This is a genomic window from Stappia sp., from assembly GCF_040110915.1.
Lineage (GTDB): Bacteria > Pseudomonadota > Alphaproteobacteria > Rhizobiales > Stappiaceae > Stappia.
The window spans coordinates 1,278,157-1,304,013 of the sequence record NZ_CP157793.1 but is presented as its reverse complement, the minus strand read 5'-3'; the positions used below and the strand labels follow the sequence as shown (position 1 = coordinate 1,304,013).

Sequence of the window (25,857 nt, the reverse complement as noted above, 5' to 3'; positions counted from 1 at the left end):
CAAGGGCGCCGCGCGCCGCCGCGCCGGCGCGACCCGTATCGTTTCACTCGAAGGACCCGTTTCGTGACCCTGCCCGACCCCGGCACAGCGACCCTGCCCGATTTCCACATCCGTCCCGATCCCGACGACGCGCGCCTGTCGCAGCCCGTGTCCGGGCTCGATCAGGACGGCAATCCGGTGGAGGTGCGGGTGGTCAGCGAACGCGCGCTGACGCTCTTCCTGAACGCGCAGGAGATCGTCACCATGATGACGATCGGCGACCGGCCGGACCTGCTCGCCGTCGGCTATCTGCTCAACCAGAACATGCTCAGGCCCGACGACGAGATCACCGGCATCGACTACGACGAGGATCTCGAGGTGGTTGTCGTGCGCACGGCGCGCGCCACCGACTATGAGGAGAAGATGAAGAAGAAGGTGCGCACCTCCGGCTGCGCGCAAGGCACGGTCTTCGGCGACGTGATGGAGCGCTTCGACGACATCTCGCTCGCCCCCGACGCGCGGCTCAGGACCTCCTGGCTATACGCGCTGACGAAGAAGATCAACACCCAGCCCTCGCTCTATCTCGCCGCCGGCGCCATCCACGGCTGCGTGCTGTGTCAGGAGGACCGCGCGGTCGCCTACATGGAAGACGTCGGCCGGCACAACGCGGTCGACAAGATCGCCGGCTGGATGTGGCTGAACGGCATTCCGGCCGAGGACAAGATCTTCTACACCACCGGCCGGCTGACGTCGGAAATGGTGATCAAGACGGCGATGATGGGCATTCCGATTCTCGTGTCGCGCTCCGGCTTCACCGCCTGGGGCGTGGAGCTCGCCCGCCGCGTCGGGCTGACGCTGGTGGGCCGCGCGCGAGGACAGCGCTTCGTGGTGCTGTCGGGCGCGGAACGGATCGACTACGACATGCCGGCAAGTGCGGCGGAGCGCGAGGACGCCCGCCACCGGCGCAAGGGCGCGCGCCGCGAGGGGGACGCGGCATGACCGGCCCCTCCCTCGTCGGCTGCATTCTCGCCGGCGGTCTCGCGCGTCGCATGGGCGGCGGCGACAAGCCGCTTCTGGAAATCGACGGACGCACGATGCTGGAGCGCGTGATCGACCGGCTCGCGCCGCAGGTCGGCCCGATGGTGCTCAACGCCAACGGCGATCCGCAGCGCTTCGCCCGCTTCGCCCTGCCGGTCGTCCCGGATCCGATCGACGGCTTCGCCGGACCGCTCGCCGGCGTTCTCGCCGGGCTCGACTGGGCCCGGACCAACGCGCCCGAGGCGGAAGGCATCGTCTCGGTCGCCGGCGACACGCCCTTCTTTCCGGCCGATCTCGTGGCCCGCCTCATGACGGCGCGCGGGGCGGACCCGGAGCGGATCGTGCTTGCCCGCTCCGGCGGCAAGCTGCATCCGGTCTTCGGCTACTGGCCGCTCGCCCGTACCGACGACCTGCGCGCCTTTCTGGAAGCCGGCGAGACGCGCAAGGTGCTCGCCTTCGTCGACGCGCATCCCAACACGGCCGCCGATTTCGACCCCGACCCGCAGGGCCGCGATCCCTTCTTCAACGTCAACACGCCGGACGATCTCGCGCGTGCTCTCCCACATGCCGAGGCACAGAAGGACAACGCCTCATGAGCGCGCCCTCGACACCCGTCTTCGGCGTCACGGGCTGGAAGAACTCCGGCAAGACGACGCTGGTCATCCGGCTGGTCGAGACGCTGACCGCGCGCGGCCTCAGGGTCTCCACGGTCAAACACGCGCATCATGCCTTCGACATCGACCACGAGGGCACCGACAGTTACCGTCACCGGCAGGCGGGCGCCAGCGAGGTCGCGCTGGTCTCCGGACGCCGCTGGGCGCTGATGCACGAATTGCGCGAGGAGGCCGAGCCGCCGCTCACCGAGATCCTGGCGCGGCTGGCGCCCTGCGATCTGGTGCTGATCGAGGGTTACAAGCGCGAGGGACACCCCAAGATCGAGGCCCGGCGGCGGGACGCCCGCAAGCACACGCCGCTGTGCGCCGAGGACCGGCAAGTCCGGGCCATCGCCAGCGATGCGCCGGAGACGGTCGCCGAAGACCTTCCCGTCTTCGCGCTGGACGACGTCGAGGCCATCGCGGATTTCATCCTTGCCGCCTGCGGGCTGGAGACCACGGGGAGCGGATGCCATGCCGCCGTCTGAGCGCCGGTTGATCGACGACTGTTTTCTGCATGACAAGGACCGGCTGCGCCACGCGGACGCGCTTGCGATCCTGAAAGCGCGCGTGGCCCCCGTCGTGGGGACCGAGACCGTGCCCCTGGCGCGCGCCGCCGGCCGCCGCATCGCGCAGACCGTCACCGCGCCGCGCGCCGTGCCGGCGGCCGACAACGCGGCCGTGGACGGCTATGCCTTCGCCCACGCCGATCACGCCGAAACCGGCGGCTTCTTCCCGCTGTCGCAGCGCATCGCGGCCGGGCACCCGAGCGACACAGCCCTACCGCCCGGCACGGCGGCGCGCATCTTCACCGGCGCGCTGATGCCGCAGGGCGCCGACACGGTCGCCATGCAGGAGGATTGCGAGACGCACGTCCAGGACGGGCTGGACTTCGTGATCGTGCCGCAGGGGCTGAAGCCCGGCGCCAACCGCCGCCGGGCGGGCGAGGATCTGGCCGCCGGCGCCGGTCTCGTGACGCCGGGACAGCGCCTGCGGCCGCAGGATCTCGCCGCCATCGCCTCCACCGGCACGGGCGAGGTCGCAGTCTATGCGCCGGTGCGCGTCGCGCTGGTGTCGACCGGCGACGAGTTGCGCCGCCCCGGCGCGCCGCTGCCCGAGGGCGGGGTCTACGACAGCAACCATTTCCTGTTGCGCGCGCTCCTGGAGGAGGCAGGCGCCGCGATCACGGACCTCGGCATTCTCGCCGACGATTCGTCGCTCGTGCATGACACGCTGCGCGAAGCCTCGGCGACGCATGACATGATCCTGACCACCGGCGGCGCCTCTCGCGGCGAGGAGGACCATCTCGTCACCGCGCTCGATGCGCTCGGCACGCGGCACATGTGGCAACTGGCGATCAAGCCGGGCCGACCGATGAATTTCGGCCAGATCGGCGACTGCGTGACGCTGGGGCTGCCCGGCAATCCGGTCGCGGCCATGGTGTGCTTTCTCCTTTACGTGCGCCCGGTGCTCGCGGTGCTGGGCGGCGGCCCCTTCCCCGAACCGCGGCGGTTTCAGGTGCCGGCGGCCTTTTCGGTGCCGAAGAAGAAGCCGGACCGGCGCGAGTTCTATCGCGGCACGCTCGACACCGACGGAAAGGGCCGCACGGTGGTGCGCAAGTTCAACCGCGACGGATCGGGCCTGATCACCGGCCTGCGCGAGGCCGACGGGCTGATCGAGATCCCGGAAGAGGCAACGCAGGTGCGCGACGGCGACCTTGTGGATTTTCTGCCCTTTTCGGAACTCGGCCTGACGGCGGGCTGAGCCGGCGACGGCGCGCGATCGGCCGGACAAGCGACCTCGCCGGTGTACCCGGGGCGGAACAATCGCCAGACGTGCAAGTCGCGCGCGCACCCTTTTCAAGACCTCGCCGCGACGACCTTGCCGGCGCCTGGAGCAACCGCGCCGCCGCCATGGGGAAACCCTGCGCAAAGCTGTTGAAATCCGTTCGGTTTTGGTGGGAATATGAAGGCTGATCGCAGGCGGCGCGCAGTCGTCTCCCGACGATATCCGGAGTGACAGGCCGCGCGAGGACGCAAGACGGCGCGGCAAGACAGGCAGCGACAAGACTCCAAGACACGCAGCGACAAGACTCAAAGCAACAAGACACGAAGCGACAATCACCAGATCGACAAACACCAGAGCAACAAGATCCAAAGCGACGAGATCCAGAGCGACAGGGGACATCCAACATGCGTTTCATGAAACTGGCGGCGGCGGCCGCGCTCGTGGTTGCGGCCGTCGGCGGCGCCCAGGCGAATGACTGGTCCAAGGTGCGCATCGGCACCGAGGGCGCCTATCCGCCGTTCAACACGCTGACGGCCGACGGCCAGCTCGTCGGCTTCGACATCGACATCGCCAACGCGCTTTGCGCCGAGATGAAGGTCGAGTGCGAATTCATCACGCAGGACTGGGACGGCATGATCCCGGCGCTGCAGGCGGGCAAGTTCGACGCGGTGATCGCGTCCATGTCGATCACCGAGGAGCGGCTGCAGAAAGTCGACTTCACCAACAAGTACTACAACACCCCGCCGGCCATCGCCGTGCCGAAGGACAGCGCGCTGACCGGTACCACCGACGCCGAGCTCGACGGCGTGCTGCTCGGTGCGCAGTCCTCCACAACGCACTCCAACTACGCCGAGGAAAAGCTCTCCTCCGCCGACCTGAAGCTCTATCCCACGCCCGACGAATACAAGCTCGATCTGGTGTCCGGCCGTCTCGACGCGGTGATCGACGACGTCGTCGTGCTTTCGGAATGGCTCGCCACCGAAGACGGCGCCTGCTGCAAGATCCTCGGCACGCTGACCCCGGATCCGGTGATCAACGGCGCGGGCGCCGGCATCGCCATCCGCAAGGGCGAGGACGAGCTCAAGGAGATGTTCAACGCGGCGATCAAGGCGATCCGCGAGAACGGTACCTATCAGGAAATCCAGGCGAAGTACTTCGACTTCGACGTCTACGGCGGCTGATCCAGCCCGAGACCGACCGGGTGTGACGCGGCGGCCTGACCACGGCCGCGTCACATCCGCCTTCGGTGGAGCCCGATGACGGATCTCCTGACCCTCATTTCCTTCGGCCCCGACGGCTGGGGCGACGAGATCGCCCGTGGCACGCTGATCACGGTGAGCCTTGCGCTCGCCTCGCTGCCCATCGGCCTCGTCGTCGGCTTCCTGCTCGCGCTCGCCAAGAACTCCGGCGAGCCGTCGCTGCGCGCGGCGGCCGATGTCTATACGACGCTGTTTCGCGGCTTGCCGGAACTGCTCACGCTGTTTCTCGTCTATTACGGCGTGCAGATCCTGCTCAACGAGGTCTACCGGCTCTTCGTGCCCGACGGCTTCGTCAACGTGAACGCCTTTATCGCCGGCATCGTCGCGCTGTCGCTCGTCTTTTCCTCCTATGCGTCGGAGGCCTTTCTCTCCGCCTTTCGCGGCATCGGGCGGGGCCAGTACGAGGGCGGACATGCGCTGGGTCTGAGCCGCGTCCAGACCATGCGGCTGATCATCTGGCCGCAGCTTCTGCGTCTCGCCCTGCCCGCGCTCGGCAACCTCTGGCTCATCCTCTTGAAGGAAACGGCGCTGATCTCGGTGATCGGCCTCGACGACCTGCTGCGCTGGTCGGGGGTCGCGGCGCGCATCACCAAGGAACCGTTCCTGTTCTTCGGCCTCGCCTGTCTGATCTATCTGGTGCTGGCCATGATCTCCTCGCTCGGGCTGACCCGGATCGAGCGCTGGACCAAGCGCGGCGAGGTGCGGCGATGAGTGCCGGGACCACCCCGCGCCTCAAGGCCGCCGCCCCGCCGCCGCCGCTCCCACGCCCCTGGACCGGCGCGCGGATCGCCGGCCACGTGCTGATGGCGCTGTGGGCGCTCGCGGGCGCCTATCTCGTCTATTATCTCGCCAACAACGTGATGTCGGACTTCGTCCGCGATTACTGGGACGATTACGTCGACGGGATCATCATCACGATCCAGCTCGTCGCCCTGTCGATGGCGCTCGGCGCGGCCCTGTCGCTGCCCATCGCGCTGGCGCGATCCTCGCGCAACCGGCTGATCTCCGCACCGGCCTACGCCTATGTCTATTTCTTCCGGGGCACGCCGCTGCTGGCGCAGACCTTCCTGATCTACTACGGCGCGGGCAGCTTCCGCCCGTTCCTCTCCGATGTCGGTCTGTGGTGGATGTTCCGCGACGCCTGGTATTGCGCGGTGCTGGCCTTCACGCTCAACACCTCCGCCTATCAGGCGGAGATCCTGCGCGGCGCGGTGCAGAACATCGATAGGGGCCAGTGGGAGGCGGCGGCGGCGCTGGGGCTGAAGAAGGGCGTCACCTTCTGGAAGGTGATCCTGCCGCAGGCGCTGATCGTCGCCCTGCGCCCCTATGGCAACGAGCTGATCCTGATGATAAAGGGCTCGGCAATCGCCTCGATCATCACCATCTACGATCTCATGGGCGAGACGCGCCGGGCCTATTCGCGCAGCTTCGACTTCCAGGCCTACATCTGGGCCGCCGTGCTCTATCTGATGGTCGTGGAAACGCTGCGGCGCATCTGGGACCGGCTCGAAGCCCGCCTCACCCGCCACCTGAGCCGCAACGGCTGACCCGCACCGGCCGGGATGCGCGACGCTCCCGTTGCGCGCCGTCCCGGCCCGACCCCTTGGGAGAAAGCCCCATGTCCGATCACAGCAGGCCGCCGCTTCGCCCGGAGTCGCTTCTCGCCCATGGCGGCGGGGGCATCGATCCGGCGACCGGCGCCGTCGTGCCGGCGATCCAGCCGGCCACCACCTTCGTGCGCGACACCGACTACCGCCTCGTCAGCGACAGCCACCTCTACGGGCGCGACGACAACGATCTGGTGCGCCAGATCGAAAGCCTCGTGTCGCGTCTGGAAGGCGCGGCGGACGCGCGCGTGTTCGCCTCCGGCATGGCCGCCATCGCGGCGGTCGCGCGCACGGTCAAACCCGGCGGCACGATCCTCGTGCAGTCGGGGATCTATTACGGCACCACCGCCTGGCTCAGAAAACGCTGCGCCCATGACGGCATCGCGCTGATCGAGGCGGACGCCAGCGACACCGAACGTTTCTGCGAGACCCTGCGCGAGAGCGGCCCCGACCTCGTGCTGCTCGAAATCCCGGCAAACCCCTGGCTGACGGTCGCCGATCTGCCGGTCATCGCCGAGGCCGCCCATGCCGCCGGCGCGCTGCTTGCCGTCGACGCCACCGCCGCGACGCCGCTGCTGCTGCGTCCGCTCGATCACGGGGCGGACATGGTCATCCACGCCGCCACCAAGGCGCTCAACGGACATTCCGACGTGCTCGCCGGGATCGTCGCCACGCGCGACGCGGACACCGCGGCCTGGACCTTCGTGCGCGAGGAGCGCCACGACGCGGGCGCGGTGCTCTCGTCCTTCGACGCCTATCTGCTCTTGCGCGGCCTGCGCACGCTGGCCCTCCGGATGGAGCGCATGTGCGCCAACGCGCAAGGGCTTGCCGACCTGCTCGACGCGCATCCGGCGGTCGAGCGCGTGCTCTATCCCGGCCTGCCGTCGCACCCCGGCTACGAGGTGGCCACCCGGCTGATGACCGGCGGCTACGGGTATCTGATGTCCTTTCTGGTCAAGGGCGACGCGGCAACGGCGCTCGCCGTCGCCGGTCGACTCACCCTCGTCCAGCGCGCCACGTCGCTCGGCGGCGTGGAGAGCCTGATCGAGCATCGCCACACCATCGAGGGCGAGGTGACCGGCGTCCCGGAAAACCTGCTGCGCCTGTCGGTGGGGATCGAGAACCTCGACGATCTGGTCGCCGATCTCACCGGCGCGCTGACGCTGACGGCGCGTTGACGCCGGGCATCGTCACGCCCGACAGGGATCGACGAGCTGGCGGTGTTCGCGCAGCCAGCTCGCGAAGGCCTTGAGCGCCGGACGCTGAACCCCGGGCGGCGTGACGATGTGGTAGCCGGAGCCGTCGCGCGCATCCTCGAACAGCACGCGCAACAGGCCGCTTTGGATGTCCCCCTCGATGAAGGCGCGGGCGGTCGCCGTGACCCCCTCGCCGCGCTTGAGTGCGTCCAGCATCAGATGACCGGGCAGGTGCAGCACGTTGAGATGGCGCGTCGCCACGACGCCCTGCCGCTCCAGCCAGATCGCCAGCTCGTTGGTGCCGTATTCCTGCAGCCAGGGATAGTCGGTGATGCGCGCCGGATCGGGGAACGGATCGGTGCCGACGAGCGACGTGGCCGCGACGATCACGAAGTTCGTCAGCAGCAGCGGTTCCGAGACCAGCCCCGGCCAATGGCCGTCGCCGAAGCGAATCGCAAGATCGACTCCGCCGGGTGCAAACTCCACCAGATCGGCGGTGGGGTTGAGCATCAGTTCGATGTCGGGATGTCGGTGGCGGAACTCGGCGATGCGCGGCATCAGCCAGCTGACCGCGAAGGCCGGCGTCATGGTCACATGCAGCGGCCGCGCGCGGCTCGCCGCGCTCAGGCCCTCCACCGTGCGGGCGATGGTCGAAAACCCGTCGTCCAGACCCGCCGCCAGCGCCTGCCCTTCCGCGGTGAGCGCCACACCGCGGCCCTGCCGCACGGCGAGCTGCACGCCGAGCACCTCCTCCAGCCCCCGCACCTGCTGGCTGACGGCGGCGTGGGAGACGTTCAGCTTGCGCCCCGCGGCGGAGAAACTCAGCGTCTCCGACAAGGCCGCAAAGGCGCGCAGAGCGCTGAGCGAGGGCATCGAACGCCAGTCCATCTGTCACTTCACCTTACATTTTCATTTTTTTCCTGAGTCGCCTCACCGGGCGTTTTGCCGCACCTTCAGTGCAGCACAGACGCGACGAGAGGGCAAACACATGTTCAACATTCTTGCAGACACCATGCTCACCGCCACCCGCAACCGGAGCGACCTGCGCCACCCCGACCGGCTGGCCGAGCCCTTCGGCGTCCAGACCCCGACCGGTGCGGAGCGGAACCGGTGGCGCCGGCGCGGCGGCACCCGCTGATCCGACAGACCGCACGCCCCGGCACGCCCGAGGTCATGACCTGACCATCCCCAAGGTCATGACCTGACCGTGCAAGTGCGCTAAAACCCTTTCGAGTTCGACGACACGCGCCCGCGCCACCTGCGCGGGCGCGCGACAGAGCAGAAAAGGGAGGCGCGCCGCATGGCGAAAGTTGCATTCATTGGACTGGGCGTCATGGGCTACCCCATGGCCGGGCACCTGAAGACCCGGGGCGGGCACGAGGTGACCGTCTACAACCGCACCGCCGCCAAGGCGGAAAAATGGGCGGCGGAGTTCGGCGGCGCCCATGCCGCGACCCCGGAAGAGGCGGCGCGCGACTGCGATTTCGTCTTTGCCTGCGTTGGCAACGACGATGATCTGCGCGCCGTCACCACGGGCGACGGCGGCGCCTTCCACGGCATGAAGCCGGGCGCGATCTTCATCGACAACACCACCGCCTCGGCCGAAGTCGCGCGCGAGCTTGCCGCGATTGCGACGGACAAGGGCTTCGGTTTCCTCGACGCGCCGGTCTCCGGCGGACAGGCGGGCGCGGAAAACGGCGCGCTCACCGTCATGGTCGGCGGCGCGCAGGAGCACTACGACCGCGCCAGGCCGGCAATCGACTGTTTCGCCAAGATGGTCGGCCTGATGGGTCCCTCCGGCGCGGGTCAGCTCACCAAGATGGTCAACCAGATCTGCATCGCCGGCCTCGTTCAGGGTCTGTCCGAGGCGATCCATTTCGCCAAGAGCGCCGATCTCGACGTCGCCAAGGTGATCGACGTGATCTCCAAGGGCGCGGCGCAGTCCTGGCAGATGGAAAACCGCTGGGAGACCATGCGCGACGGGACCTTCGACTTCGGCTTCGCCGTCGACTGGATGCGCAAGGATCTCGGCATCTGCCTGAAGACGGCGAACGAGACCGGCGCGCGGCTGCCGGTCACCGCGCTGGTGGACCAGTTCTATGCCGAGGTGCAGGCCATGGGCGGCAAGCGCTGGGACACCTCCAGCCTGATCGCCCGGCTGGAAAACGCCGACCGCAAGGGCTGAACGACAGCGCGTCCGGTCACAGCCACGGACAGGAACGCCCGGGCCGGTTTCCCGCCCGGGCGTTTCGCGTCTCGTTCGGGACGGGCGCTCGCGTCGGCTACTCGCCCGCCGCCTCGGCGACGATCTCCGCCAGCAGCGCGTTGACCTCGGCAAGCGCCGCCTTCGACGCCTCCGAGCCTGTTTCCTGAAGCTTGCGATAGCCGACCGTCACCATGCCCGGTGCGTCCGGCGTCTCGAAGAGAAAGACGCCATAGGGGCAATAGGCGATGTTGGCGGCATCCGCCTGCATGGCCGCGCGCGACAGGCGCGCGGAGCAGAAGAGCATCGTCTCCGCCCTGGTGTAGACCGTCACATCGGAGCCGACATCCGCGCCGGTGCGCGCCAGCATGTCGCCGATGTGCGAGACGTAGTCGATCACCAGACCCCGGTCGATGATGGCGTTCTCCACATCGAAGCGCACATCGTCATAGGCGCGCTCGACAGTCATCGTCTCCGTAACCGCCGCCATGGGCCCGTCGGCGCGCGCCGCGCCCGAAAGCCCCCCTATCAGCACCAGGGTCGCCAGGCCGCCGCGTGCCATCGCTGCAATCCGTTTCATGCGTTGTTCCCTCCCCGCGCCCGGCCGGCCCCGCGCCCCGCGCGCAAGGTCCCGCGACCGGACGGGACGAGCCTAGGACGCGAGCGGACGCGCGGATATGACATATCTCAAAATGTGAATATTTCCGACATGCCGGAGCGCAAGCGCGCTTACGCGCCCTTTTCCGCCTTCGGCTTCTCGGTCGGCACATAGCCGAGCGGCAGTTCGCTGGTGAGCTTGATCTGCTCCATGGCGAAGGTGGTCGAGACGTCGGAAATGTCGATCTTCGAGATCAGCCGCTTGTAGAAGGCATCATAGGCCTCGATGTCCGGCACGGCGACGCGCAGCAGGTAATCGACCTGCCCCGCCATGCGATAAAACTCCACCACCTCGGGAAACTCGGAAATCACGTCGGCGAATTTGCGCAGCCAGTCGTCGGTGTGCCGGGAGGTCGTGATCGCGACGAAGGCGGTGACCTTCACGTTCACCTTGCGCGGATCGAGGATGGCGACGCGCCGCTGGATGACGCCGTCCTCCTCCAGCTTCTGGATGCGCCGCCAGCAGGGCGTCGTCGAGAGCCCCACCCGCCGGCCGATCTCGGCCACCGGGATCGTGCAGTCTTCCTGAAGAATGGACAGGATGCGCCTGTCGATGCGGTCGATCATGAGGGTCCGATCCGTTTGGCTGGCGCCTGAGCCGGATTCATTTTTCAATGACAGGCGGCGAGGCGAATATGGTTTTCCATGAAGGCTCCATGCTTGGAGTAAATTAGATTTTTCTTCCAATTTCGAGCCGGTTTCCGCTTGCCGCGTTTCTTCGAAGATGTCAACTCAAACCTCGAAAGACGCAAGGTTCGGCCCACCCGCGAAGGCGTCGGGCCGACCTCAGGAAACCAGGAGCGATCCCATGCCCCTTCTCACCAAGCTTGCCGCGGCACTTGCCTTCGCCGGCTCGCTCGCGCTCGCGCAGGTCGCCGTCGCGGCCCCGGCCGTCACGCCGCTGGTCACCGGCGAGTGGCTCGAACGACATCTGGAGCGCGACGACGTCATCGTCATCGACATCCGCTCGCCCTTCGCCAAGTCGAGCCGCGAGGATTACCTCAAGAGCCACATCCCCGGCGCGGTGTGGAGCGAGTATCCCGGCTACTGGCGCACCGAGCGCGACGGCGTGGTCGGCGTGCTGCCCTCCGTCGACAAGCTCGAGGCGGCCCTCTCCGAGCTCGGCGTGTCGGAGGACAAGGCCGTCGTCATCGTGCCGCACGGCACGACGTCGAGCGAATTCGGCGCGGCCGCGCGCATCTACTGGACGTTCAAGTATCTCGGCCACGACGCGGTCGCGATCCTCGACGGCGGCTTCAACGGCTGGGTCGCCGAGGGTCGTCCGCTGGCGAGCGGCGGCGTGACGCCGGTCGGCGACATGTTCATCGCCAATCCGCGCGACTCCTATCTGGTGAGCACGCAGCAGGTCGCGGCCAAGCTCGACAGCGACACGGTGCTGCTCGACGGTCGTCCGGAAGCTCAGTTCTCCGGCCTGGAGAAGCACGGCAAGGCGACGCGCTTCGGCCGCATTCCCGGCGCGGTGGGCCTCGATCAGGCGAATTTCTACGATTTGGAGGCCGGCCGGCTGAAGGACCGCGAGGAGATCGCCGCGCTGGTCGAGCTCACCATCTCCGACAAGTCGGCCGAGATCGTCTCCTACTGCAACACCGGCCATTGGGCGGCGACCAACTGGTTCGTGCTGCACGAGCTGGCGGGATACGAGAACGTCTCGCTCTACGACGAGAGCATGGTCGGCTGGTCGCGCGACGAGGCGCTGCCCATCGCCTCCGAGCGGACCGCCTTCGACGACATCAAGGACTTCTTCCGCGACCTGCTCGGCTGAGACGCGACGCGGAAGCGCAGATTTCTCCCTGACCTGACGCACTCAACGGCGCGAGGCCTTTGCCTTGCGCCGTTTTTTTCGCCTCACCCGACCTTCAGCAACCGCGCGACTTCGCTGCGCAGCACCGGCAGGCACTCCTCCTCGAACCATGGATTGGCCTTCAGCCAGGCATTGTTGCGCCAGGAGGGATGCGGCACGCAGATCGCCGCCCGCCCTTCCGCCCGCGTGGCCGTCAGGATCTCGCGCCAGGCGGCCACCGTGTCGCGCACCGAGGCCCGACGGTGGGTGCCCAGGTGATAGGCCTGCGCATAGCCGCCGATCACGAGCCGGAGGCGGAGTTGCGGCATCGCGGCGAAGATCCGGTCATGCCACAGCGCCCGGCACTCGGGGCGCGGCGGCAGATCCCCGCCCTTGGCGTCGAGACCGGGAAAGCAGAAGCCCATGGGCACGATGGCGATGCGGCGTGCATCGTAAAAGACGCTCTCGTCGACCCCCATCCACGCGCGCAGCCGGTCGCCGCTCGGATCGGTGAAGGGCCGGCCGCTTTCATGCACGCGCGTGCCGGGCGCCTGGCCGCAAATTGCAATGCGCGCGGTGTCCGACAGAACGCAGACGGGGCGCGGCGCGTGCGGCAGCGGCCGGCGGCGTGGCGCCTCCACGCAGCGCCGGCAGGCCGCGATCTCGCGCCCCAAGTTCTCGAGCCCCCCCGTGTCGGGCTTTTCCGCCATGTCCCGCCCCTTGTGCCGCCCGCGCGTCTGGACCCTTGCGCCCTTCAGCAATCGTTAACCACGTCCCTGAGCCCTCTATTAACGCCTGGTGACCATGATGGGGAGACCTTCACCACCTCGGGCAAAAACCCGATAACCGTGTTCGGCATCGATGGCGCCCCTCGACACACAGCGCAGCGACAACACACGTAGCGACAGCGCACGCAGCGACAGCAGGACCGCGCTCAACAGCGTGCGGGCGAAGCGTCGCCGCGAGGTGGCGAAGACCGTGCGCTCGGCGCGCGAGCGCCTCGCCTCCAGCGACGGCACGCCGCCGAACTTCGACTACGAACTGCTGCTGACCTTCGCCAAGAACCGCCTGAGCGCGGCGCTCGCGCTGCCCCTCTTCGCGCTGATCGTGGCCGGCATCTCGCTTCTGTGGATGCCGCCGGGGCCGATCGCCGGCTGGTTCGCGTTCACGGTGATTGCGCATGTGCTGATCCTGATGGTCTGCCGCCGCTTCGAGCGCGAGGAAACGGCCGAGGCCAATCTCGGCGTCTGGCGCCGACAGATGGTGATCGGCGATCTCCTCTACGGATTGTCGTGGGCCGGGTTCTTCCTGCTGCAGTCGACGGCCCCCGGCCACGACGGATCGGAGATCTTCCAGTTCGCGACGATGCTGATCGTCATCGCGATGCTGACCATGCTGTCGGCAAGCCTGCCGCGCGCGCTGCTGGCCGGCACCTTGCCGATCACCCTCGCGATCGTCGTCTCCTTCCTGAGCGAGAAGAGCGCCATCCATTACGCGATGATGGCGATGGCCGTTGGCGCGCAGGGCTTCTTCCTGATGCTCGGCAACCAGCTGCATGTGTCGACCGTGACGATGCTGGCCTATCGGCTGGAGAAGGACCATCTGATCGCCGAACTCGAGCAGGCCAAGGCGATTTCCGACGAGGCGCGGCGGCGCGCCGAGGAAGCCAATCTCGCCAAGTCCCGCTTCCTGGCCACGATGAGCCACGAGCTGCGCACGCCGCTCAACGCGATCCTCGGCTTCTCCGAGGTCATGAAGACCGAGATGCTGGGACCGATCGAGAACAAGACCTATTGCGACTATGCCGCCGACATCCACGGGTCCGGCCAGCATCTGCTCAATCTGATCAACGAGATCCTCGACCTGTCGCGCATCGAGGCCGGGCGCTACGAGCTGACCGAGGAGGCGGTGGCGCTCGCGCATCTGATCGATGAGTGCAAGCACATGATGCACATCCGCGCGAGCAAGAAGGCCATCACCATAAGCGAGAACCTGGAAAGCGACCTGCCCAAGATCTGGGTGGACGAACGCGCCATCCGGCAGGTGGTGCTGAACCTGATGTCCAACGCCGTGAAATTCACCCCCTCGGGCGGCGAGGTCACGATCAAGGCCGGCTGGACCGCCGGCGGCGGCCAATACGTCTCGATCCGCGACAACGGCCCCGGCATCCCGGAAGAGGAACTGCCGGTGGTCATGCAGGCCTTCGGCCAGGGCTCCATCGCCCTCAAGGGCGCGGAGGACGGCACCGGGCTCGGCCTGCCGATCGTGCAGGCGCTGGTCCAGATGCACGGCGGCAAGTTCGAACTGAAGTCCAGGCTGCGCGAGGGCACGGAGGCCATCGTGACCTTCCCCTCCTCGCGCGTGCTGGAAATCATGCCGCCGGTCGCGGATGTGGCGCCGGTGGCGCGCCGCGCGCGCGGGCTCGCCCGCACGGCCTCCTGACGCGGTCGCCGAGGCGCGCGGGCCGTCAGTCGGATTTTTCGGACACGCCGGCCGTGGCGAAGGTAGCCATGCCGTCATGCACCTTGACCGCCGCCTTGACGATGCCGGCGGCAAGGGCCGCGCCCGTTCCCTCCCCGAGCCGCATGCCGAAATCGAACAGCGCCTCCTGACCCATCGCCGCGAGGGCGCCGCGATGGCCAGGCTCGGCGGAGACATGCGAGAACAGGCAGTGGTCGAGCGCGGCCGGGTCCATCTTGTGCAACACGGCGACGGCCGCCGTTGCAACGAAACCGTCGACGATCACCGGAATGCGCTGCAGCCGCGCGGCGAGCACGGCGCCGGCCATGGCCGCGATTTCCCGCCCGCCGACTCGGCGCAGCACCTCCAGCGGGTCCTGCGTGCCGGCGATGCGCGCGACCGCCGCCCGCACGGCCTCGGTCTTGCGGGCCAGCCCCTCGTCGTCGACGCCGGTGCCCGGGCCGACCCAGTCGGCCGCGTCGCCGCCGTAAAGCGCGGCAAGCACGGCGGCCGCGACCGTCGTGTTGCCGATCCCCATCTCGCCGATGCACAGGAGATCCGCGCCGCCGGCCAGCGCCTCCATGCCAAAGGCCATGGTCGCGGCGCAATTGGGCTCGTCGAAGGCGTCTTCCTCTGTGATGTCGGGCGTCGGCATGTCGAGCGCGAGATCGAACACCTTGAGCCCCAGATCGTGGGCGATGCAGATCTGGTTGATCGCAGCCCCCCCGGCGGCGAAATTCTCCACCATCTGCCGGGTGACTTCACTCGGATAGGCCGAGACGCCCTTGGCGGTCACGCCGTGGTTGGCGGCGAAGATCGCGACCATCGGCCGGGTAATCTGCGGACGGCCGCGTCCGCTCCAGCCGGCGACCCATTCGGCCAGCGTCTCAAGTCGGCCCAGCGACCCGGCCGGCTTGGTGAGCTGCGCATCGCGGGCGCGCACCTCGGCCAGGGCTTCCTCGTCCGGCCCCGGCATCTGACGGACCAGATTGCGGATGTCGTCGAAGGGCAGGCCGGAAGCGGAGGCGGTCATGCGAAAAACTCCAGAAGGTACGGGGCCGGGAGAGGTTGGCGGCATGCGGGGGCCGATCTATAAACCCTCACTGTTCGCGTCGCAAAGCCGGATGCAGGATAAAATGACACGCCCGCAGGACGGCTCTCCCCTTCCCCCCGTCTGGTCCCCCGCCCTGCTGCTGGCGGATCTCGCCGCGACACTGCGCTTCTTCTCCCGTCTGCCGGTCCCACGCCTGTCGCGCGCCGACGATCCCGCAGCACTCCCCGATTTTCGCCGCGCCGCCGCGCTCACGCCATTGACCGGCCTGCTGCTCGCCCTGCCCGGCGCCGGGCTTCTCGTGGCGCTGTCGCTCACGGCGCTGCCCCCGGCGGCCGCCGCCCTGCTGGCCCTGGCGCTCGGCCTCGCGATCACCGGGGCGCTGCATGCCGACGGTCTCGCCGATGTCGCGGACGGCTTCTTCGGCGCCGGGCGCCGGGAGAAGCGGCTCGACATCATGAAGGACAGCCGCATCGGCGCCTTCGGCACGCTGGCGCTGATTGTCGCGCTCGGCCTTGCGACCGTGCTGCTCGCCGCGCTGGTCGCCCGCCACGGCGCGATGGCCGCCGCGCTCGCCTGGCTTGGCGCGGAAGGCCTGTCGCGCGCCGTGATGACGGCGGTCTGGCATGCCCTGCCGCCGGCCCGCCCCGAGGGGCTCGCCGCCGCCTGCGGCGCGCCGGGCCGCCCGGCGCTGTTCGTCGCCTGCGCGCTTGCGTTGCTGGGGCTGGTCCCGGCCGCATTCGCGCTCTCGCCCGCGGCCCTCGTCGCCGGTACCGCAATGGCCGGTCTGGCGGGGCTGGCCATGGCGCGGCTCGCGATGGCCAAGATCGGCGGGCAGACCGGCGATGTGCTCGGCGCGACACAGCAGGTCGCCATTCTGGCCGCGCTGCTCGGCCTCGCCATGGTGTAACCGCGCAGGCCGTGATACGACGAGCCTCTGCCGCCGGACGTTACGTCAGAACTTCACACCGCCGGGAGCGGATCCGGGATGCGCTTGTCAGTTTCATCGCACGGCGGCGGGATGCGCGTCCGTCTGGCCCTGGTCGTCCTCCTCGCGCTTGTGACCGCGGCCTGCGGCAGCCGACCCGGGCCCGGCACGCTTCAGGTGTCAGCCGCGCCCGCGACGTCGGCCACCTCGCATACCGTCCTGGTCGCGACGACGCGCGAACGCGACGACCGCCCGGGATCCATGTTCAACGGCGAACGCGCGGCGGCGCTGTCCTTCGCTGAGGCCAGCGTCTCGGTTCCGCCCGATCATGCCCCCGGCAAGATCGAATGGCCCGACACCCCGCCGGGCGATCCGGAGACCGACTTCACCCTGCGCGCCTCCGCCCATCTCGACGACGCCCAGTTTCGCGCCGCGCTCGACCGCGAACTCGCCGCGCGCCCAAAGGGACAGCGCGAGGTGCTCGTCTTCATCCACGGCTACAACACGCGGTTTCCCGAAGCGCTCTATCGCATGGTGCAGCTGAAGCACGATTCCGGGTTGCCGCATGTCGCCGTGCTGTTCACCTGGGCCTCGGGCGGCGAGGTCACGGACTATCTCTACGACACCAATAGCGCAACCATCGCCCGCGACGGGCTGGAGCGGACCCTGCGCACCATCGCCGCGAGCCGGGCGGAGAAGATCAACATCCTCGCGCACTCCATGGGCAATTGGGTGCTGACCGAGACGCTGCGCCAGATCCGGATTTCCGGAACGCCGCTTCCGCGCGCGAAGGTCGGCGTCGTGTCCATGGCCGCGCCCGATCTGGACGTCGACGTCTTCAAGGCCCAGCTTCGCCGCACCGGCCGTCCGGAGAAACCCTTCGTCATCCTCGTGTCCAGGGACGACCGCGCGCTCAAGGCGTCGAGCCTGCTCGCCGGCGGCAAGCAGCGGGTCGGGGCCTACGATCACGAGGAAGAACTGGCGGAGCTCGGCGCCGTCGTCGTCGATCTGACCGAGGTGGAATCGCAGGACATGGCCAACCACGGCAAGTTCGCGCAGCTCGCCCAGGCCGCGCCGGAGCTTCAGAAACTGCTCGGCTCGCGCAGCCTCACGCAGGACGAGGCGCGCGGCACGGACGCGGTCACCGTGGTGGGCGATACGGTCGGCAACACGGCGAAGGCCGCCATCACCCTGCCGCTGCGCATCATCACGGCACCGATCACGGTCTTGTCCGGCGGCTGATCGCTCCCACATGGGGGACGACGAGACGGACCGGCCCCGGCCGCGCATCGTCCGCCCTCACCTGCGCACCAGCCCTAGCCCCGCCGAAACAAAGACCCGCCGAAACAGAGCCCCGCGATGATCGAAAGCCCCCGCATCAAGACATGGCGTATCGATCCCGCCAGCGGACTTTGCACGGGATGCCTGCGCAGCCTTGGTGACATCCTCAGCCGGGGCCGGCTGACCGGGCCCGCACGACGCGCGGCAATGGCCGGATCGCCGCGGCGAGTGGCCCCGATCACGGAGGAAACGTGATGTTTCGCGGCTCGACGCTTGGAACGGCCGTGATCGCCATTCTGGTCGCGGTCATGATCGCGGCAGTCGCCGCGTGGCTCTTCGGCTTCGACATGCCGGGCGACGACGGGTCCATGTCCGAGAGCGCCCCGCGGTTCGTCGCCCTGATTGCCCTTCTCATCGTCATCGGCCTACCGATGCTGCTCGGGCGGCGACACCCCGTCACCGGCCTGCTGAAAGGGTTCGGCATCTGGCTCCTGCTCGGGGTGCTGCTGGTCACGGCCTACGCCTACCGCGCGGAACTGGAACAGATCGGCGCGCGCGTGCTCGGCACGCTGCTGCCAGGCACGACCATCGCCGCGGCGGACGGAACGATCACCGTCGTCCGCGATCCGCGGGACCAATACCGCGTGTCGGCCCTCGTGAACGGCGCGCCGGTCGATTTCCTGTTCGACACCGGCGCCTCGGCGGTGACGCTTACCGAGGCGGATGCGCGCGCCGCGGGCCTCGCCACCGAGCGGCTGAGCTACTCCGTGCCGGTATCCACCGCCAACGGGCGCGGCCGGATGGCCGCCGTGCGGCTCGATGTGCTGGAAATCGGCACCATCCGGCTGAGCAATGTCCGCGCCTTCGTCGCGCCGGAACGCGCGCTCGACACGAGCCTGCTCGGCCTCACCGCACTCGACCGCCTGTCGAGCTGGCGGGTCGAGGCGAACCGGCTCATCCTGGAGCCCTGACCGGACACTTCAGCCGGCCTGTCGCGCGGGAAAGGCCCGCTCAGGCTTCGTTCAGCCCCGGTCGTCAGCTCCCGCCTTCACCCCCAAAGGCTCCAGGCGAAGCGCGCGGCGACGAGCAGCAGGAACACGCCGAAGAACACCTCGAGCTGGCGCTTGGGCAGCGCGTGGGCGATCTTCACGCCATAGGGCGCGGCGAATGTGGTGATCGGGATGATCAGCGCGACGCCCAGCAGATTGACGTAGCCGAGCGAGAAGGCCGGCAGCGCCGCGTTGCCCCAGCCGGCCCAGACCATGCCGATCACGCCGGGAATGGAGATCAGCACGCCGGTGCCCGCCGACGTCGCCACCGCCTGATGGATCGGCCGGCCGAAGAGCGTCATGAAGGTGTTGTTCATGACGCCGCCGCCAATGCCCATCAGCGTCGAGAAAAAGCCGATCAGCGCGCCGCAGATGGCGCGCACGGGATTGCCGGGAATGTCGGTGCCGAGCCGCCAGCTTTCGCGGTTGAACAGCATGCGCAGGCCGACGATGACCGCGATGCCGGCGAAGATCGCCTTCAGCCCGTCGCCCGAGACATAGGCCGCGACGAGGCTCGCCGCGACCACGCCGGCGGGCACCGGAATGAGCCAGCTCTTCAGCAGTTCGAGATCGGCCGCGCCGCGCTTCTTGTGCGACAGGAACGAGCGGATCGAGGTCGGAACGATGATGCCGAGCGAGGTCGCGACGGAGACGTGCATGCGCACCGACTCGTCCACGCCAAGCCAGGTCAGGAACTCGAAGAGCACCGGCACCAGAACGGCGCCGCCGCCGATGCCGAACACGCCGGCCAGCAGCCCGGCCACGGCGCCGGAGGCGATCAGCGCCAGAACGAGTCCGATGATTTCGCCGTTGATCGACGCAAAATCCATTGAAAGCCCCCGGGACTGTGCAGGAAAGCGACTGGGAAGGAGCGCGGGCCGCTCACGCGCCCGCGTTTTGTAGGATCGTTTCCTGACCCAGCCGCTCGCGTTTGTCCAGTCCGGCGCTTCCGCAAATTTCCGCGAGCGCGGCGTCGAGCACCTCGATGCCCGCGCCCGGCTTCACCGCATCGACGGTCAACCGCCGGCGCCAGGCGCGCGCGCCGGGCACGCCGTGGAAGAGCCCGAGGATATGGCGGACGATCTGATTGAGCCGCGCGCCGGCCGCGAGTTCCTCTTCCAGAAAGGGCCGGAAGCGCTCCAGCGCCGCGAGCCGGTCCGCGACCGGATCCATCGCGCCATGAAAGCGGCTGTCGACGCGCGCGAGAATCCAGGGATCGTGATAGGCGGCCCGGCCGATCATCACGCCGTCGACCCGCGTCAGATGGTCTTGCGCTTCGTCCAGCGTCGCGATGCCGCCGTTGATGCCGACGAAAAGCTCCGGCAGGCGGGCCTTGAGCCGATAGACGCGGTCGTAGTCGAGCGGCGGCACGTCCCGGTTTTCCTTGGGCGACAGGCCCTTGAGCCAGGCCTTGCGGGCGTGCACCCACAGCGCGTCTACACCTTTGGCGACCACGGCATCCGCCAGCGCATCGAGCGCCGGGCCCGGATCCTGATCGTCCACCCCGATGCGGCATTTCACCGTGACGGGAATGGCGACCGCCCGTTTCATCGCCGCGACGCAGGCGCCCACGAGCTCCGGCTCGCGCATCAGGCAGGCGCCGAAACGGCCCGACTGCACCCGGTCGCTCGGGCAGCCGACGTTGAGATTGACCTCGTCGTAGCCATAGGCCTCGACGATGCGCGCGGCCTCGGCGAGTTCCACCGGGTCCGAGCCGCCGAGCTGACAGGCGAGCGGATGCTCCAGATCGCGAAAGCCGAGCAGCCGATCACGGTCGCCATGCACCACGGCCGCCGAAGCCACCATCTCGGTGTAGAGCAGCGCATGCCGGCTGAGCCCGCGATGGAAGGCGCGACAATAGCGATCCGTCCACTCCATCATCGGGGCGACGGCGAGGACTTTTTCACCTTTAAGGTACTGATTTTTCACTATTTTTCCAACTGCACCACGCAGGAGAACGCTGCACAACGGCCGTTTCGAGCCACGTTCTACCACGAGCAACCATTTGAATCCATTGGGGGCGATCCAGTGCGGGCGACCCGGTGCGGGCGCCCCGGAACACGCCGTCCGGCACGCGGCGACGGCCCCCCGGCTTTCGCCCGTTCGGTCGGCGGATCGCCACGGTGAACGGCCCGAAAAGCGCCCGGTTCGTGTCCGACCTCGGCTCTCGCGCCAGGAGAACCGCCTCTCCGGAAGCTATCCTGAGTCACACCAAAGTCACACCGACGCCCCGTCGCGACTCGCTTCTGGCGACACGGCCTTCAGCTCTGCCACCGTCAACCGACCATGGCCGGCCAGCCCGATACCGACTTCAGCTCGAGAAACTCCTCGATACCCCAGATACCGCCCTCGCGCCCCACGCCGGACAGCTTGTAGCCGCCGAATGGCGTGCCCGGGGCTCTCAGATGCCCGTTGACATGCACCATGCCCGACTGCAGCCGGGTGGTGACGTGGCGCATACGCTCGGCGGAACCGCCATGCACATAGGCGGCCAGCCCGTATTCGGTATCGTTGGCGAGCGCGATGGCCTCGTCCTCGTCACGGAAGGCGCGCAGGCACATTACGGGACCGAAAACCTCTTCGGCATAGGCGGGCAGCCTGTCATCCGCATCGGCGAAGATCGTCGGCCGGACGAAGTATCCGGTATCCAGCCCCTCGGGTCGGCCCGGTCCACCCGCGACAACGCGCCCTCCGGCGGCGACCGATCGGGTGATGAAGTCCTGCACGCGGCTGTACTGCAGCGCCGAAGCGACGGGGCCGATATGGCCTCCCGGCTGCCGGGGCGAACCGACGACGGTTTCCTTGGCGAGACGTGCCGCGATCTCGACGGCGCGCCCGTAGAGGCCTTCATCGACCAATATCCGCGAGGGCGCGTTGCACGACTGGCCCGAATTGCGCATGCCCTGCCCGACGAGGAAACGGATGGCAGGTTCCAGGTCCGCATCCTTCAATACGATTGCCGGATTGTTGCCGCCCAGTTCCAACGTCATTCGCTTCAGCGCGCGCGACGCCGCGGCCGCAACGCCGAGGCCGGCGCGCGTCGACCCCGTAAACGACACCAGGTCGACCTCCTCATGGGCCACGAGAGGCGCGCCGACCCCCTCGCCCGTTCCATTCACCATGTTGAAGACCCCGGCCGGCACGCCGGCCTCGTGGAGGATTTCGGCGAAGATGCGATGGGTCACCGGCAGGTGCTCGGAGGGTTTGAGAACCATCGTCGCCCCGGCGGCGAGTGCCGCTCCGACCTTCAGCGTGACCTGGTTCATCGGCCAGTTCCACGGCGTGATGAGCGCACAAACGCCGACCGGCTCCTTGAAAAGGATGTCCGTATTGCTGCCTGCAACAGAGGGTGTGCAGAATTCCATACCTGAAAGAGCCGCCGCATAGGCGCGCATGTTTGCCAGCCCGCCGGCGACCTGAGCGCGCCGTGCAAGATCGATCGGCGCGCCGAGTTCCAGCGAGATGGCGGCGGCCAGTTCGGTTTCTCGTGCGGCGTATCCCTCGATCACCCTGTTGAGGAGATCGAGACGCTGTTTGCGCCCGGTGGCCGCCCAGTCCGGAAACGCCCGACGGGCGGTCGCAACCGCACGGTCGACGTCGGCAGCGGAACCGCAAGCGACGTGATTGATGACCTTTTCCGTTGCCGGATCGATATTGGCGCGCATCTCGCCTGACTGCGGCGTCTGCCATGCCCCACCGATATAGAACGCCCCGTCGTCTGCATGGGTGTCGCGATCGCTGTGCGGTTCGATGTTCAAGGGATTTCTCCAGTCGGTTGGAACACTTCCGGCTACTAGGTGGCGCGCGCGAAGGCGTGCCGAATGAAGGCGAGCAGGCCGAGCAGGCCGCACGAGAGCCCGATCGTGACGGTCGCCGCGGCGACCACGGCGGGACTGATCGATTCACGGATGCCGCTGAAGATCTCGCGCGGGAGCGTGGTGTGTTCCGGCGAGGCCAGGAACAGTGTCACCACCACCTCGTCGAGCGATACGGCGAAGGCGAAGACGGCGCCGGACAGAACGCCCGGCGCGATCAGCGGCAGGGTGACCGTGAAAAAGGTGCGCAGACGACCGGCACCGAGGCTGAGCGCGGCACGGTCGAGGGTGAAATTGTAGTTTCGCAGGGTCGCGAGAACGGTGACGACGACAAAGGGAAGCCCCAGCGTGGCATGCCCGAGGATCAGCCCGGTCCGCGTGCCGACAAGCCCAAGCCTGCTGTAGAAGAAGAACAGCGAGACCGAGACAATGACCACCGGCACCAGCATCGGCAGCAGCAGAAGCCCGAAGGCGATGCGGGAGAAGAGCGAGCGCATATGCACCAGGCTCAGCGCGGCCAGCGTCCCCAGCACCGTGGCGATGGCGGCACTGCCGACGCCGATCGCGAGCGAGTTGGCGAAGGCGCGCTGCCAGCGGGCGTCGCTCAGGATCTCGCCATACCATCCCAGAGAAAAACCGGGCAGCGGGTAAATGAAGAACTCGCCGGAGGAAAACGACATCGGAATGATCGCGATCACCGGCGCCACCAGGAAGAAAAGCGTGGCCGCCACGAAGGCGCGGTACAGGATCTTCGACAGGTGGCTCATTGGGAAACCGCCCATTTCTTGCGGGACAGGGTGCCGCCCACGACAGCGATGAAAGCCAGCGCGAACACGATCAACCAAAGCCCGAGCGCCGCGGCGAGACCCCAGTTGAGGCTGCGATTGACGAAGGTGGCGATCAGATTGCTGATCATCTGGTCGCCGCCGCCGCCCAGCAGCATCGGCGTCACATAGAAGCCGAGAGACAGCGTCATCACCAGAACGACCCCGGCACTGAGACCCGGCAGGGTCAGCGGCAGGTAGACGCTGGCCAATGCCCGTATTCGGCCGGCGCCGAGGGACTCGGCGGCGTTCATGTAGTTGGGCGGAATCTTCTTCATCACGCTGATGAGCGGCAGCACGACGAAGGGAAGCATGATGTGGGTCATCGACACGATCACCGCGAAGCGCGTGCGCAGGAATTGCAGCCCGTCCGATATCAGGCCCGCATCGATCAGAACGCCGTTGAGAATGCCCTGCCGCTGAAAGATCACCATCCACGCGAGCGTGCGCACCAGAAGCGACGTCCAGAAGGGCAGAAGCACCAACAGCATCAGGATGGCCGCCGTCCGGGCCGGCGCGTTGGCCACGGCATAGGCCAGGGGATAGCCGAGCAGAACGCAGATCACGGTGACCGTCAGCGAGATCGTGAAGGTCCGGGCATAGACGCCCAGGAACAGCCGGTCGTCGACGGGTTTGACGGAGACGCCGCCGTCCGGCCCCGCTTCGAGGTCGAGGGATTCGAGGATGTTATAGGTCGTGACCGTTTGCGCGCTCTGCCGGATCACCCGCCAGATTTCCGGATTTGCCCATGCGCCGTTGATCGCTTCAAGCCGCGCGCGCGCGTCGCCCCCCGGATCGGCCTCCAGGTCTCTCGCGGCTTGCAGGATGAGGCGCCTGTTGCCCGCTTGCCTGAAATTGAGTTCCCGGGCGAGCGAAGCGACGTCCGCCGCCTCGGCCTCTGTCAAATCCCGGACCAGCGCCTCGAAGACATCGTCTTGCGGAAGGCCCACCCCGTCCCAGCCGGCGATCGCCTCGGCCGTTGCGGGAATGACGGAGACGACCGGACGGCCGTTGGCGGCCTGGGAGAGAAACCACAGGATGGGCAGAAGGAACGCGCAGACGACGAACAACAGCGCGGGCATCAGGGGAAGCGCGATATGCGCGTTTTTGGGAAACATCCGGACCGTTCCGATTGCGGTTAAGGTCTGAGGACCACTGTCTCCCGGGCGCAGGATACGCCCGGGAGACAGAAAGCTCATTTCGACGCCCAGGCCAGGAACCGCTCGTTGAGCGTGTCGAAGTTGTTGAGCCAGAAGTTGGCGTTCGGCGGCACCGCATCGTCTTCAAAGGCGGGGTTTCCCGGCATGACCGCCAGCCGTTCCGGCGAGATCAGCTCATGCGCCTTGCGGCTGATGACGCCGTAGTCGATGCCCTTCATGAACTCGGCCTGGTGCTCGGGGCGCAGCGCGAAGGCGAGGAACTCCATCGCCGCCGCCGTGTGCCTGCTCCCCTTGAGGACCACCCACTGGTTTCCGGTCAGGATGTGGCCGGCTTCCCAGGCCATGCCGAGATCCGCGCCCTCGGACTTGGTCGCGCTTGCCACACGACCGTTCCAGGCCGAGGCCATCGCGTATTCGCCCGACAGCAGACCCTGGATCTGCTCTGTGCCCGAGCGCCACCAGACGATGTGATCGCGCAGCTCGTCGAGTTTCGCGAAGGCGCGGTCCTGCCCCTCCTTCGTCCCCAGAACCTCGTAGACCTCGCCCACCGCGACGCCATCGGCGAGGAGCGCGACGATGAGCGTGTCGGTCACCGAGAAATTGAGCCCGCGACGTCCGGGAAACCGCTCGACGTCCCAGAAATCCGCCCAGCTTCGGGGTGCCTCGCCCTCGAATTCGGCCGCATTGTAGGCAAGCACGGTCGAGGCGAGAAGGGACGTCACCGAACAGCGCGTGACATGTGCCGCCGGGATGTCGTCAAGGTCGATGACGGTCGTGTCGAGCGGCTCGAAAAGCCCCTCCTCGCAGCCCAGCGCCGCTTCCGCGAACTCCGGCTCGGCGATATCCCAGAGGATGGTGCCGCTTTCGACCTGCGCGCGGATGTTGCTCAGTTCGCCGTTGAAGGAGTCGTCCAGGATCTTGATGCCGCTCTCTTGCGTGAACGGATCCCAGAAGGCGTTCCTGTGCGCCTCGGAAACGACCCCGCCCCAGGAGACGATCGTCAGGCTCTCCTGCGCGGACGCGGCGCCGATGCCACCACCGCATGCTGCGAACAGGGCCGCGGCCCCGCCAATCGTCTGTTTCAGAATATTCTTCATTCTTCCCTCCA

At 67.9% G+C, this 25,857-nt stretch carries 26 protein-coding genes; 15 read left to right on the top strand and 11 right to left on the bottom strand.

The window, feature by feature from the left end; translation table 11 throughout:
- Positions 1-63: 63 nt before the first annotated feature.
- From fdhD to ABL312_RS05610, 8 genes are all read left to right on the top strand, one after another.
- Positions 64-978, top strand: coding sequence for a formate dehydrogenase accessory sulfurtransferase FdhD (gene fdhD / locus ABL312_RS05645; RefSeq protein WP_349360397.1), 915 nt, complete (start codon positions 64-66; stop codon positions 976-978).
- Complete coding sequence (gene mobA / locus ABL312_RS05640; RefSeq protein ID WP_349360396.1) at positions 975-1,613, top strand: molybdenum cofactor guanylyltransferase MobA; 639 nt, start codon at positions 975-977, stop codon at positions 1,611-1,613. The genes fdhD and mobA overlap by 4 nt, the downstream gene beginning before the upstream one ends.
- Positions 1,610-2,158, top strand: coding sequence for a molybdopterin-guanine dinucleotide biosynthesis protein B (mobB, locus tag ABL312_RS05635; protein WP_349360395.1), 549 nt, complete (start codon positions 1,610-1,612; stop codon positions 2,156-2,158). The genes mobA and mobB overlap by 4 nt, the downstream gene beginning before the upstream one ends.
- Positions 2,145-3,434, top strand: a complete 1,290-nt coding sequence (glp, locus tag ABL312_RS05630) for a gephyrin-like molybdotransferase Glp (RefSeq protein WP_349360394.1) — start codon at positions 2,145-2,147, stop codon at positions 3,432-3,434. Before mobB ends, glp begins: the two co-directional genes overlap by 14 nt.
- Before the next feature lie 428 nt (positions 3,435-3,862).
- The gene (locus ABL312_RS05625) at positions 3,863-4,639 is read left to right on the top strand and encodes an ABC transporter substrate-binding protein (RefSeq protein WP_349360393.1); all 777 of its coding nucleotides are present in this window, start codon (positions 3,863-3,865) and stop codon (positions 4,637-4,639) included.
- A 75-nt stretch (positions 4,640-4,714) separates the two neighbouring features.
- A complete protein-coding gene (locus ABL312_RS05620) occupies positions 4,715-5,428 on the top strand; it encodes an ABC transporter permease (protein WP_349360392.1) in 714 nt (237 codons plus the stop codon).
- Positions 5,425-6,264, top strand: a complete 840-nt coding sequence (locus tag ABL312_RS05615; RefSeq protein WP_349360391.1) for an ABC transporter permease — start codon at positions 5,425-5,427, stop codon at positions 6,262-6,264. The genes ABL312_RS05620 and ABL312_RS05615 overlap by 4 nt, the downstream gene beginning before the upstream one ends.
- A gap of 71 nt (positions 6,265-6,335) precedes the next feature.
- Complete coding sequence (locus ABL312_RS05610) at positions 6,336-7,502, top strand: PLP-dependent aspartate aminotransferase family protein (RefSeq protein WP_349360390.1); 1,167 nt, start codon at positions 6,336-6,338, stop codon at positions 7,500-7,502.
- A 12-nt stretch (positions 7,503-7,514) separates the two neighbouring features.
- On the opposite strand, the gene ABL312_RS05605 is transcribed toward ABL312_RS05610, so the two are convergent.
- Positions 7,515-8,408 carry a LysR family transcriptional regulator gene (locus ABL312_RS05605; RefSeq protein WP_349360389.1) on the bottom strand — a complete coding sequence of 298 codons (894 nt, stop codon included), beginning with the start codon at positions 8,406-8,408 and terminating at the stop codon, positions 7,515-7,517.
- A 100-nt stretch (positions 8,409-8,508) separates the two neighbouring features.
- On the opposite strand from ABL312_RS05605, the gene ABL312_RS05600 reads away from it, so the two are divergent.
- Together ABL312_RS05600 and ABL312_RS05595 are read left to right on the top strand one after the other, a co-directional pair.
- Positions 8,509-8,658 carry a hypothetical protein gene (locus tag ABL312_RS05600; protein WP_349360388.1) on the top strand — a complete coding sequence of 50 codons (150 nt, stop codon included), beginning with the start codon at positions 8,509-8,511 and terminating at the stop codon, positions 8,656-8,658.
- 162 nt (positions 8,659-8,820) lie between these two features.
- Positions 8,821-9,705, top strand: coding sequence for an NAD(P)-dependent oxidoreductase (locus ABL312_RS05595; protein WP_349360387.1), 885 nt, complete (start codon positions 8,821-8,823; stop codon positions 9,703-9,705).
- Positions 9,706-9,802: 97 nt separating this feature from the next.
- Here ABL312_RS05595 and ABL312_RS05590 read toward each other — a convergent pair whose 3' ends face one another.
- Positions 9,803-10,303: a DUF302 domain-containing protein gene (locus ABL312_RS05590; protein WP_349360386.1), complete on the bottom strand. Its 501-nt coding sequence runs from the start codon at positions 10,301-10,303 to the stop codon at positions 9,803-9,805.
- A gap of 149 nt (positions 10,304-10,452) precedes the next feature.
- Positions 10,453-10,944, bottom strand: coding sequence for an Lrp/AsnC family transcriptional regulator (locus ABL312_RS05585; protein ID WP_349361350.1), 492 nt, complete (start codon positions 10,942-10,944; stop codon positions 10,453-10,455).
- A 244-nt stretch (positions 10,945-11,188) separates the two neighbouring features.
- Between ABL312_RS05585 and ABL312_RS05580 the strand changes: the two genes are divergently transcribed.
- The gene (locus ABL312_RS05580; RefSeq protein ID WP_349360385.1) at positions 11,189-12,163 is read left to right on the top strand and encodes a sulfurtransferase; all 975 of its coding nucleotides are present in this window, start codon (positions 11,189-11,191) and stop codon (positions 12,161-12,163) included.
- Positions 12,164-12,246: 83 nt separating this feature from the next.
- On the opposite strand, the gene ABL312_RS05575 is transcribed toward ABL312_RS05580, so the two are convergent.
- Complete coding sequence (locus ABL312_RS05575) at positions 12,247-12,891, bottom strand: uracil-DNA glycosylase family protein (protein ID WP_349360384.1); 645 nt, start codon at positions 12,889-12,891, stop codon at positions 12,247-12,249.
- 151 nt (positions 12,892-13,042) lie between these two features.
- Between ABL312_RS05575 and ABL312_RS05570 the strand changes: the two genes are divergently transcribed.
- Complete coding sequence (locus ABL312_RS05570; RefSeq protein WP_349360383.1) at positions 13,043-14,623, top strand: HAMP domain-containing sensor histidine kinase; 1,581 nt, start codon at positions 13,043-13,045, stop codon at positions 14,621-14,623.
- A gap of 25 nt (positions 14,624-14,648) precedes the next feature.
- Here the strand turns inward: ABL312_RS05570 and cobT are convergent, their stop codons facing one another.
- A complete protein-coding gene (gene cobT, locus ABL312_RS05565) occupies positions 14,649-15,674 on the bottom strand; it encodes a nicotinate-nucleotide--dimethylbenzimidazole phosphoribosyltransferase (RefSeq protein ID WP_349360382.1) in 1,026 nt (341 codons plus the stop codon).
- 103 nt (positions 15,675-15,777) lie between these two features.
- Here cobT and cobS point away from each other — a divergent pair, with 103 nt between their 5' ends.
- The 3 genes from cobS to ABL312_RS05550 all read left to right on the top strand — a co-directional run bounded on the left by cobS (position 15,778) and on the right by ABL312_RS05550 (position 18,872).
- Positions 15,778-16,602, top strand: a complete 825-nt coding sequence (gene cobS, locus ABL312_RS05560; RefSeq protein WP_349360381.1) for an adenosylcobinamide-GDP ribazoletransferase — start codon at positions 15,778-15,780, stop codon at positions 16,600-16,602.
- 111 nt (positions 16,603-16,713) lie between these two features.
- Positions 16,714-17,862 carry an alpha/beta hydrolase gene (locus tag ABL312_RS05555; protein WP_349360380.1) on the top strand — a complete coding sequence of 383 codons (1,149 nt, stop codon included), beginning with the start codon at positions 16,714-16,716 and terminating at the stop codon, positions 17,860-17,862.
- A gap of 293 nt (positions 17,863-18,155) precedes the next feature.
- On the top strand, positions 18,156-18,872 hold the full coding sequence (locus ABL312_RS05550; RefSeq protein ID WP_349360379.1) for a TIGR02281 family clan AA aspartic protease: 717 nt from the start codon (positions 18,156-18,158) through the stop codon (positions 18,870-18,872).
- Positions 18,873-18,949: 77 nt separating this feature from the next.
- Here the strand turns inward: ABL312_RS05550 and ABL312_RS05545 are convergent, their stop codons facing one another.
- From ABL312_RS05545 to ABL312_RS05515, 6 genes are all read right to left on the bottom strand, one after another.
- A complete protein-coding gene (locus tag ABL312_RS05545) occupies positions 18,950-19,780 on the bottom strand; it encodes a sulfite exporter TauE/SafE family protein (protein ID WP_349360378.1) in 831 nt (276 codons plus the stop codon).
- 52 nt (positions 19,781-19,832) lie between these two features.
- On the bottom strand, positions 19,833-20,831 hold the full coding sequence (gene dusA, locus ABL312_RS05540) for a tRNA dihydrouridine(20/20a) synthase DusA (RefSeq protein WP_349360377.1): 999 nt from the start codon (positions 20,829-20,831) through the stop codon (positions 19,833-19,835).
- A 395-nt stretch (positions 20,832-21,226) separates the two neighbouring features.
- Positions 21,227-22,615, bottom strand: a complete 1,389-nt coding sequence (locus tag ABL312_RS05530) for an aldehyde dehydrogenase family protein (protein ID WP_349361349.1) — start codon at positions 22,613-22,615, stop codon at positions 21,227-21,229.
- Positions 22,616-22,743: 128 nt separating this feature from the next.
- On the bottom strand, positions 22,744-23,532 hold the full coding sequence (locus ABL312_RS05525) for an ABC transporter permease (RefSeq protein WP_349360376.1): 789 nt from the start codon (positions 23,530-23,532) through the stop codon (positions 22,744-22,746).
- On the bottom strand, positions 23,529-24,788 hold the full coding sequence (locus ABL312_RS05520) for an ABC transporter permease (protein ID WP_349360375.1): 1,260 nt from the start codon (positions 24,786-24,788) through the stop codon (positions 23,529-23,531). The genes ABL312_RS05525 and ABL312_RS05520 overlap by 4 nt, the downstream gene beginning before the upstream one ends.
- Positions 24,785-25,846 carry an ABC transporter substrate-binding protein gene (locus tag ABL312_RS05515; RefSeq protein ID WP_349360374.1) on the bottom strand — a complete coding sequence of 354 codons (1,062 nt, stop codon included), beginning with the start codon at positions 25,844-25,846 and terminating at the stop codon, positions 24,785-24,787. Before ABL312_RS05515 ends, ABL312_RS05520 begins: the two co-directional genes overlap by 4 nt.
- Positions 25,847-25,857 lie beyond the last annotated feature (11 nt).

What these genes read in the sequence shown, in the direction of transcription:
- mobA (WP_349360396.1), top strand. Translation starts at nt 975, where the DNA reads ATGACCGGCCCCTCCCTCGTCGGCTGCATTCTCGCCGGCGGTCTCGCG.
- mobB (WP_349360395.1), top strand. Translation starts at nt 1,610, where the DNA reads ATGAGCGCGCCCTCGACACCCGTCTTCGGCGTCACGGGCTGGAAGAAC.
- glp (WP_349360394.1), top strand. Translation starts at nt 2,145, where the DNA reads ATGCCGCCGTCTGAGCGCCGGTTGATCGACGACTGTTTTCTGCATGAC.
- ABL312_RS05625 (WP_349360393.1), top strand. Translation starts at nt 3,863, where the DNA reads ATGCGTTTCATGAAACTGGCGGCGGCGGCCGCGCTCGTGGTTGCGGCC.
- ABL312_RS05620 (WP_349360392.1), top strand. Translation starts at nt 4,715, where the DNA reads ATGACGGATCTCCTGACCCTCATTTCCTTCGGCCCCGACGGCTGGGGC.
- ABL312_RS05615 (WP_349360391.1), top strand. Translation starts at nt 5,425, where the DNA reads ATGAGTGCCGGGACCACCCCGCGCCTCAAGGCCGCCGCCCCGCCGCCG.
- ABL312_RS05610 (WP_349360390.1), top strand. Translation starts at nt 6,336, where the DNA reads ATGTCCGATCACAGCAGGCCGCCGCTTCGCCCGGAGTCGCTTCTCGCC.
- ABL312_RS05605 (WP_349360389.1), bottom strand. Translation starts at nt 8,408, where the DNA reads ATGGACTGGCGTTCGATGCCCTCGCTCAGCGCTCTGCGCGCCTTTGCG.
- ABL312_RS05600 (WP_349360388.1), top strand. Translation starts at nt 8,509, where the DNA reads ATGTTCAACATTCTTGCAGACACCATGCTCACCGCCACCCGCAACCGG.
- ABL312_RS05595 (WP_349360387.1), top strand. Translation starts at nt 8,821, where the DNA reads ATGGCGAAAGTTGCATTCATTGGACTGGGCGTCATGGGCTACCCCATG.
- ABL312_RS05590 (WP_349360386.1), bottom strand. Translation starts at nt 10,303, where the DNA reads ATGAAACGGATTGCAGCGATGGCACGCGGCGGCCTGGCGACCCTGGTG.
- ABL312_RS05580 (WP_349360385.1), top strand. Translation starts at nt 11,189, where the DNA reads ATGCCCCTTCTCACCAAGCTTGCCGCGGCACTTGCCTTCGCCGGCTCG.
- ABL312_RS05575 (WP_349360384.1), bottom strand. Translation starts at nt 12,891, where the DNA reads ATGGCGGAAAAGCCCGACACGGGGGGGCTCGAGAACTTGGGGCGCGAG.
- ABL312_RS05570 (WP_349360383.1), top strand. Translation starts at nt 13,043, where the DNA reads ATGGCGCCCCTCGACACACAGCGCAGCGACAACACACGTAGCGACAGC.
- cobT (WP_349360382.1), bottom strand. Translation starts at nt 15,674, where the DNA reads ATGACCGCCTCCGCTTCCGGCCTGCCCTTCGACGACATCCGCAATCTG.
- cobS (WP_349360381.1), top strand. Translation starts at nt 15,778, where the DNA reads ATGACACGCCCGCAGGACGGCTCTCCCCTTCCCCCCGTCTGGTCCCCC.
- ABL312_RS05555 (WP_349360380.1), top strand. Translation starts at nt 16,714, where the DNA reads ATGCGCGTCCGTCTGGCCCTGGTCGTCCTCCTCGCGCTTGTGACCGCG.
- ABL312_RS05550 (WP_349360379.1), top strand. Translation starts at nt 18,156, where the DNA reads ATGTTTCGCGGCTCGACGCTTGGAACGGCCGTGATCGCCATTCTGGTC.
- ABL312_RS05545 (WP_349360378.1), bottom strand. Translation starts at nt 19,780, where the DNA reads ATGGATTTTGCGTCGATCAACGGCGAAATCATCGGACTCGTTCTGGCG.
- dusA (WP_349360377.1), bottom strand. Translation starts at nt 20,831, where the DNA reads ATGATGGAGTGGACGGATCGCTATTGTCGCGCCTTCCATCGCGGGCTC.
- ABL312_RS05530 (WP_349361349.1), bottom strand. Translation starts at nt 22,615, where the DNA reads ATGCGCGCCAATATCGATCCGGCAACGGAAAAGGTCATCAATCACGTC.
- ABL312_RS05525 (WP_349360376.1), bottom strand. Translation starts at nt 23,532, where the DNA reads ATGAGCCACCTGTCGAAGATCCTGTACCGCGCCTTCGTGGCGGCCACG.
- ABL312_RS05520 (WP_349360375.1), bottom strand. Translation starts at nt 24,788, where the DNA reads ATGAGCTTTCTGTCTCCCGGGCGTATCCTGCGCCCGGGAGACAGTGGT.
- ABL312_RS05515 (WP_349360374.1), bottom strand. Translation starts at nt 25,846, where the DNA reads ATGAAGAATATTCTGAAACAGACGATTGGCGGGGCCGCGGCCCTGTTC.